Genomic DNA, 7,631 nt, shown 5'->3' with positions numbered 1-7,631 from the left:
CTGTGGAAGCGTCTCAAGATCGAAGACAACGGTAAAGGCGACCGCCGTCATCAGCTATTCGTCAAAGTCAGCCCGGAAATCGGTCTGATTGTTAGAGTTGAAGCAAAGCGTTCGTTCCGGCCGCTCGTCATGAGCCTGGTTAAAAGGCCGCCATCCCTGCTTTTGCAACGTTTAGCTCCAGTGTGAGAGGAACCATCTCTTGGAGACGGAGTGGAACGACCGCAAAGGCCATCGGACCGAACAGTGGCGCTCGCGATTGCACTTAGTAGGTTCCCTTAAGGGTATAACCGAATTGTTTGACAGCTGTGTTTGCAGTGAAATCCAAAGGCAGATGACGTCCCGAAATTTAGTCGAAGTGCCTCATCGTTTCCGGACGCCAACTGAGCTGTAGGCTGACGCAGGAGCAAACTGATGTTCTGTACACACTCGGTTTCCAGAGCCATTGCCATTACAGTAGGCATTGGAGCCTCGTCTTGGAGTGCCACGCGCATTGCCGGTGCACTGCAAGAACTCGTAACAGATCTGTTGGACCCGTACCGGCCCGAGCTTTACTATATGCGCGGTCCAGGACCGAAATGGCGTGAGAAGCACGCCTGCGATGGTCCCGTGCTTTGGGAATGCGCTGATGAAGGCATGGCCGAAAGGCGAGCACCGCAGCATGAAAACGTCATTCGTTCGGCAGGCGCAAGGCGCAACTGGTGACTAAAGGTGCTCGCCCTCATATTCGGCGCAGGAGTAGCCGAGTGTCGAAAGACCATCGGCGAGATGGTCAGCAAGCAGCGGTGTCCCGCAAAGATAATCAGCCGTATGCTCATTGTGTGCGTCAGCCGCCTGCGAGCGGACATTCTGCCATTCTTCGGCGGAATGATCGTCGCGGCCCAACCACATCAGGGCCACCAAGTCGATCTGTGCGTCAATGGAAAGATCGGAAATCAGCGACTGCAGTTCTTCAACGACCGGGTCGTCGTCATGATCCTCGAGGATCGCGGCGGAATGATCATCTGACGGATTAGAGGCGGGGCTGGGTTCGGTAACTGGATCCTTGGCATCGAATTCGCGCGCCTTAATGATAATGAAGCATACGGTTTCGAGCGGAACTTCGAGTTCCGTCTCGCCGTCACCAATCCTGGTCGCTGCTCTTTTCATCACGCTGGTTCCTTCAGTTGCTTTTCGTCTTCCCGTCCCCGGACGACGCGTTTGCCTGCCATCGGCCCATGTGTTTCGGTGACGACTGTGCAGCGCCCTTCCGGCTGGCCTTCGGCTTGGAAATAGATCACGACCCAGTCATGCGTCTTCGCCAGTTCGTGCGCCAGCCTGGTGTTCGAAAAGAACGCGGTGAAATGCCAGTTGTCGTGTCGTGCATGCAGAACCGGCAGCCATGCTTCGCCCTTCGGATTGAAGCGTCTCGGCGCAATCTTGCGAAGCGCGCCAGCAGCCGCCTTTTCGCGATACATGCGATCGACATCGAGCAGCATCGACACAGGTGGCAAGGGTCGAGGCTGATGTGTCGTTCCCAGCCGAACTCTGCCGAGTCGCTCGGCGAGGGTCGCAGCCAGCATCTCCTTGCGCCTGTGACCGATTCCCTTGATACGAAGCTCGCCGCTATGAAGCGCGGCTTCGAGGTCTTCGAGGCTCTCGAGCTGTGCGTCCTCGGCGAGGCGGTGCGCGTATCGTGGGCCGATGCCAGGGATCGACCGGAACAGTGCCTCCGGGTCCATCTCGCCGCGCAATCTTTCCAATTGGGACCACCGTCCTGTCGCGATGATCTCCGCAATTGCACCGGCTATGCCTGTTCCGATTGCCGGGAGGGCGACGAGGCCGTCGCGTCCGTCCTTTGCCAGGATTTCGTCCAAGGGCCGCTCCATTTTTGGCGACTACATCCGCCGCCGATCTGTAAGCCCGCGCGCGGGAACCGTCTGCGCCCTGGCTATCGAGGAGATCGGCAAATCGCGGAGTTTCGCTGCCACCCCGATGTTCTCAGGGAGTGGTTTCGTCACCAATGGCTTCATTGGCTTGACGCCTGCGTTCGGCGTCGTGGTCTGAAGCGGCTCCCGCATGGCTTGCCCCAGCGCAGGAGTTCAAGATTGTCAATTGGTGCTCCTAAGCCATTCGACGGCCCGCATCCTTGATGCGCATCAATCCATCGATGCCCGAAACTGGATACAAGCACAAATGCGTTTTTTCGCACTCAAAGGCTCGGAAAAACTCGGCGCAGCGGCAGCGCAGGCGCTCGCGATCGAACTCGACCCGCATGAAGAGAGGGATTTCGAGGATGGGGAGCATAAGTCGCGCCCGCTCGTCAGCGTGCGCGGCAAGGACGTCTATGTGCTGCACAGCCTCGCCGGAAGTGGCGGTGCGTCGGCCAACGACAGGCTGTGCAAGCTCCTGTTCTTCCTGGCGACGTGCAAGGAGAACGGCGCCGCACAGACAACGGCGGTCGTTCCCTATCTCGCCTTTGCGCGCAAGGACCGGCAGACCAAGGCGCGCGACCCCGTCACCACGCGCTATGTCGCGCAGCTCTTCGAGGCAATGGGCACCGACCGGGTCGTCACGCTCGATATCCATAATTTCGCGGCGTTCCAGAACGCCTTTCGCTGCGAGAGCGTCCATCTCGACACGCGAAAGCTCTTCGCTCCCCTCATAGGCAAGTTGACCGGCGATCTGCCGGTGACGATCTTCTCACCCGACGGTGGCGGTGTGAAGCGCGCTCAATTGCTCAAGGAGGCCCTGGAGGCGGAAACCGGGAGAGAAATCGGATTCGGCTTCATGGAGAAGCGTCGCAGCCGGAACCTGGTGTCCGGAGAGCTGTTTGCTGGCGACGTCTCGGGCTCGGCCGTCTTCATTGTCGATGACATGATCAGTACGGGTGGCACCATGCTGCGGGCCGCGCTGGCTTGCCGCGAACGCGGCGCCAAGACCGTTTATGCTATCGCCGCGCACGGACTGTTTGGCAAGGGCGCTGATGCGCTGTTCGGCAGCCAGGCGATAGACCGCATCATCGTCACTGACAGCGTGGACTCGGCGGCAGTCGCCAATGCTCGTTACCCGCAAGCGCCCTTGGACATTCTGCCGATCGGTCGTCTGGTCGGCAAAGCAATCAGGCGTCTCCATACACAGGGGTCGATTTCCGAATTGACGGGGATCGAACACTGAGAATCTCGCGCTCTGTCTGCCGGATGTAGCGGATTGCCAGCGGGCGCCATTTTTCAGGGTGACGAACAGGCTTGTCGAGGAGGTGCGCGACGCAAAGACGGGCTCTCAGCAGCGCCCGGAACCCACCATAAAGCGCGAGCAGATCGGCATTGGGGCGGTCCGGCAGCCGGTTCTGCAAGGCCTCGACCAGCAGCGGCCGGATCCAGGGCGCGCCAAGCATTTCGCATTCCAGGCCGAGATAGTTTACCTCGTCATAGGGGTCGATGATGCGCATCGACCGGTTGAACTCGAGGCAGTCGATGATCTGGGGCGGCTGGCACAGGCAGACGTGTTCGGGGCGCAGGTCGCCATGCCCTTCGACGATGACCCCGCTGAGAATGCGCGCTTCGATCCGGGGCCACAGGCGCTGCAGCAGACTGTCGACCATGACCAGCGCGCCGGAAGCAATGTCCGACAAGGCGAGTTCGGGCCGGAGCAGGATAGCGCGATTGATCCGCTGCTCTCCTGTGAGGTGACGCAAATAGGCGCCGCCATCGGCGATTTCAGCCTGGCCTAGCGCATAGAAGGCCGTCAGCGTCCTGGCGACCTTGTTGATCTCCGCTGCGGTCAGGCGACCGCTGACGATTCGCTCGTCAAGCATATCTGATTGCGGCAGGCGCTTCATCTCCACCAGCCAGTCGACGACGCGTCCGCTCCCGCCGAGGCCGAGATGGCCCGATGCGCCGCGGCAAAGAGGAACGACCCGCCGATAGGTTTCAGCGGCGAGGCGAGCGTTCAGTCGCAATTCCTCGTTGCAGTAGAGGTGCCGCTTCCTGATCGTGCTGAAATCCAGGAATGCATGCCTGACCGGTTTCTTGAGCTTGTAGACAAGTTCGTCCGTGAGGAAGACCCAGGACATATGCGTCTCGCGGGCTTCCACATGAGTAGTTCCGCGACCGTATGCCGCCGGATCGCTCAGAAAGCGCACCTTCTCCGCCAAGTCTGCAATTTGCCGGTGTCCCATCATCGCCAGCACAATGGTCGCCAGCAGCGATCTGCACTTTGATGCGCGTCAAGGACGCGTCCGTTGGTTGTGACATTTTGCAGATCAAGACAACGGCCAGCGGGATGTCATGGATCGCAAACACACCTTCAACATAGGCTACGTCATCGTGGCTTTCCTGATTATTGAGCTGTTTCAGGTTTGGTTCGCTTATCGCGACACTGCCCACATCTCCTACAGTGACGTGATCCGCCTCACCGAGGAAGGCAAGGTTGCGTCCGTCACACTGACCGAGACCATGATCGAGGGCGCGTTCAAGGAGCCGCTGGATGGCAAGACGACGTTTCTTGCCAATCGCGTCGACCCTGCGGCAGTTGCGGTTTTCGAGAAGGCCGGCGTCAAGATCACCGGGGCGTCCGACAGCAACTGGCTGACGACAATTCTGTCCTGGATATTGCCCGCGCTGATCTTCGTCGGCATCTGGACGTTCTTTTTCCGCGGGTTCGCCGACAGGCAAGGCATGGGCGGCCTGATCAATATCGGCAAGTCGAAGGCCAAGGTCTATCTGGAGCGCAAGACCGGAGTGACGTTTGAAGATGTGGCTGGCGTCGACGAAGCCAAGGCCGAATTGCAGGAAATCGTCTCCTTCCTCAAGGACAAGGACAGATACGGCCGCCTCGGCGCTCGCATCCCGAAAGGCATCCTGCTGGTCGGGCCGCCTGGGACCGGCAAGACATTGATGGCGCGCGCCGTCGCCGGTGAGGCAGGCGTGCCCTTCTTCTCCATATCCGGCTCGGAATTCGTCGAGATGTTCGTCGGCGTGGGTGCCGCCCGGGTGCGTGACCTGTTCGAGCAGGCCCGGCAGGCCGCGCCTTGCATCATCTTCATCGATGAACTCGACGCGCTCGGCCGCGCCCGCAGCCCATTTGCGGGCTACGGCGGCGGTGACGAGAAAGAGCAGACCTTGAACCAACTGCTGTCGGAACTCGACGGTTTCGATCCGCGTGTTGGTATCGTGCTGCTTGCTGCCACCAATCGGCCTGAAATCCTCGATCCGGCCCTGCTGCGCGCCGGGCGCTTCGACCGACAGGTCGTTCTGGACCGGCCCGACCGCAAGGGCAGGGAGGCGATCGTCAAGGTCCACATCAAGAACGTCTCAATCGCGCCTGGCGTCAGCACGGACGAGATTGCCGCGATAACGCCCGGTTTCAGCGGCGCGGATCTTGCCAATCTCGTCAACGAGGCGGCCATCATCGCCACGCGGCGTGGCGCCGACAAGGTGACGATGGATGACTTTACCAATGCGGTCGAGCGCATCGTCGCAGGGTCGGAACGCAAAAGCCGATTGCTGAAACCGCAGGAGCGTGAGCGTGTCGCCTTTCACGAAATGGGGCATGCCTTGGTTGCGGTCGCGAGGCGAAGCGCCGATCCGGTGCACAAGGTATCGATCATCCCGCGCTCGATAGGGGCTCTCGGTTTCACCATGCAGCGCCCGACCGAGGACCGGTTTCTGATCACGGTCAGTGAGCTGAAGGACCGCATGGTCGTCCTGATGGGCGGCCGTGCGGCTGAGGAAATCATATTCGGCGAAGTCTCAACTGGGGCGGCCGACGACCTCGCCAAGGTCACGGATATTGCCCGCCAGTGTGTCACCCGCTTTGGAATGGATCCGACGGTGGGGCAGGCCGTTCTCGAAGAGCAGCGCCTGCAATGGCTGGGTGACGGCCCTGGCCTGCCGAACAAGAAGGATTATTCGGAGGCTACGGCTCGGGAAGTCGACTTGGCGGTGCGCGGCATGATCGAGGAGGCCTTTGCCAGTGCCAAGGACGTGCTCCGGGCAAGGATCACCGACCTGCGCGCTGGCGCCAAGCTGCTGCTCGAGAAAGAAACGTTGACGCCCGATGACTTCGCGCCGTTGCGGCGAACCGCCGAGCTGGCTCCGGCGACGTGAAGGCGAAGTGCCCCGAGGTGCCGGCCGCCCTTGAACAAAGGAGGAGAGTGTCATGAAACACAAGCTTCAGCAGATGATGATCGACATCCTGGCCCGTTGCATGGACATGACGATTGCAACGACCCGCTCCGACGGCTCGCCACAGGCGACGGTGGTCTCGTTCGTCCATGAAGGTCTGGTGCTCTATTTCGGCTGCGGAGCCGGCTCGCAGAAGGCAATGAATATCTCTCGCGACCCGCGCGTTTCGGTCGCCATGACCGCACCCTATGAGAACTGGCTGGAGATCAAGGGGTTGTCGATGGCAGCGACTGCGACGGAGGTCGTCTTGCCTTCCGAACTCACAGAAATTGGACGCATGATGGTGCAGCGCTTTCCGCAGATTTCGGCTATCCAGCCCAGCCAGGCCGCACCCGTGAAGCTCTTCAGAGTACGGCCCACGATCATCTCTGTGCTCGACTATTCCCTGGGTTTTGGTCACACCGATCTCGTTAAGATCGAGGCCGACGATATCGCGGAGACTCTGGACAGCATGCGACACCATTGGCTTGTGGGCACGTCCGCCGCCTCATGACGATCGCGACCAATGGTCCAACCAGCTGACTATCTGACCCGGGCATTGAGCCGGATCAATGAGCAAGGGCGCAAAGGATGCTTTTTGTCTTCGCTGCGGGCGAGAAAGTCCGCCTCAACAAACAGGAGACAGACCATGACGGATATAACATTGCGTCAGAACATTCTCGATGAGTTGGAATTCGAGCCGAGCATCGACGCTGCCCACATCGGCGTCGCTGTGGAAGACGGCATCGTCACCCTGACCGGGCATGTTTCTTCCTATTGGGAAAAGACCACCGCCGAAAATGTGGTCAAGCGGGTCAAGGGCGTGAAGGGCATCGCCGAGGAAATCGAAGTCCGGCTGATTGGACAGAAGGGAACCGCGGACGACGAGATCGCCAAGCGTGCGGTCAATGCGGTCACCTGGAATGTCTCCATCCCGAGGGACAAAGTTCAGGTCAAGGTACACGACGGGTGGATAACGCTGACCGGGAAACTTGAATGGCAGTATCAGAAGAACGCAGCGGCCGAGGCCGTCCGCGGCTTGGCGGGTGTTGTCGGCGTTGCCAACCAGATCGAAATCACGCCACGAGCGTCAGTGCCCGATATCAAGAAGCGCATCGAGAATGCGCTGAAGCGCGACGCGGAAACCGAAGCACAGGCGATCCGCGTCAACGTACTGGATGGCAAGGTGACCCTTGAGGGCAAGGTCCGGGCATGGTCCGAGCGCCAGGCAGCGGAACGTGCCGCCTGGTCGTCGCCGGGTGTCCGAACTGTGGACGATCGTATTTCCATAATCTGATGGGCACACGAGTTGGACGCGGCGACTTCTTGGTGGCCGCCGCGCCGCCACGATGGCCCGAGAGTGCGTTGGATCTCGGTCCAGCGATGTCAAAGGAGAAACAATATGATTCTGGCTAACGATACCCTCATCGTCGTGACCGACGGCGATAAGCTGCGCCTGTTCCGCAACAAAGGTCACGAACCCAGGAT

General features: G+C 60.2%; 8 protein-coding genes. 5 read left to right on the top strand and 3 right to left on the bottom strand.

Features of this window, described 5'->3' with window-relative positions:
* Nucleotides 1-186 (top strand): hypothetical protein (locus tag EOA85_RS38165; RefSeq protein ID WP_206523343.1); only part of this gene is annotated, 186 nt, incomplete at its 5' end.
* A 516-nt stretch (nucleotides 187-702) separates the two neighbouring features.
* On the opposite strand, the gene EOA85_RS21740 is transcribed toward EOA85_RS38165, so the two are convergent.
* Together EOA85_RS21740 and EOA85_RS21735 are read right to left on the bottom strand one after the other, a co-directional pair.
* Complete coding sequence (locus EOA85_RS21740) at nucleotides 703-1,146, bottom strand: DUF3775 domain-containing protein (protein WP_127211120.1); 444 nt, start codon at nucleotides 1,144-1,146, stop codon at nucleotides 703-705.
* The gene (locus tag EOA85_RS21735) at nucleotides 1,146-1,853 is read right to left on the bottom strand and encodes a helix-hairpin-helix domain-containing protein (RefSeq protein WP_206523342.1); all 708 of its coding nucleotides are present in this window, start codon (nucleotides 1,851-1,853) and stop codon (nucleotides 1,146-1,148) included. The genes EOA85_RS21740 and EOA85_RS21735 overlap by 1 nt, the downstream gene beginning before the upstream one ends.
* A 319-nt stretch (nucleotides 1,854-2,172) precedes the next feature.
* Between EOA85_RS21735 and prs the strand changes: the two genes are divergently transcribed.
* A complete protein-coding gene (prs, locus tag EOA85_RS21730) occupies nucleotides 2,173-3,153 on the top strand; it encodes a ribose-phosphate diphosphokinase (protein ID WP_127211119.1) in 981 nt (326 codons plus the stop codon).
* On the opposite strand, the gene EOA85_RS21725 is transcribed toward prs, so the two are convergent.
* Nucleotides 3,098-4,072: a hypothetical protein gene (locus EOA85_RS21725; protein ID WP_206523341.1), complete on the bottom strand. Its 975-nt coding sequence runs from the start codon at nucleotides 4,070-4,072 to the stop codon at nucleotides 3,098-3,100. The two genes, prs and EOA85_RS21725, sit on opposite strands and share 56 nt — an antisense overlap.
* A gap of 193 nt (nucleotides 4,073-4,265) precedes the next feature.
* Here EOA85_RS21725 and ftsH point away from each other — a divergent pair, with 193 nt between their 5' ends.
* The 3 genes from ftsH (at nucleotide 4,266) to EOA85_RS21710 (ending at nucleotide 7,440) form a co-directional block, all read left to right on the top strand.
* Nucleotides 4,266-6,086, top strand: coding sequence for an ATP-dependent zinc metalloprotease FtsH (gene ftsH / locus EOA85_RS21720; RefSeq protein WP_127211117.1), 1,821 nt, complete (start codon nucleotides 4,266-4,268; stop codon nucleotides 6,084-6,086).
* A 52-nt stretch (nucleotides 6,087-6,138) separates the two neighbouring features.
* The gene (locus tag EOA85_RS21715) at nucleotides 6,139-6,657 is read left to right on the top strand and encodes a pyridoxamine 5'-phosphate oxidase family protein (protein ID WP_127211116.1); all 519 of its coding nucleotides are present in this window, start codon (nucleotides 6,139-6,141) and stop codon (nucleotides 6,655-6,657) included.
* A gap of 135 nt (nucleotides 6,658-6,792) precedes the next feature.
* Nucleotides 6,793-7,440: a BON domain-containing protein gene (locus EOA85_RS21710; RefSeq protein WP_127211115.1), complete on the top strand. Its 648-nt coding sequence runs from the start codon at nucleotides 6,793-6,795 to the stop codon at nucleotides 7,438-7,440.
* Nucleotides 7,441-7,631 lie beyond the last annotated feature (191 nt).

Source organism: Mesorhizobium sp. M5C.F.Ca.IN.020.29.1.1 (assembly GCF_003997375.1).
Taxonomy (GTDB): Bacteria; Pseudomonadota; Alphaproteobacteria; order Rhizobiales; family Rhizobiaceae; genus Mesorhizobium; species Mesorhizobium wenxiniae.
This window is presented reverse-complemented; position numbering and strand designations above follow the sequence as displayed.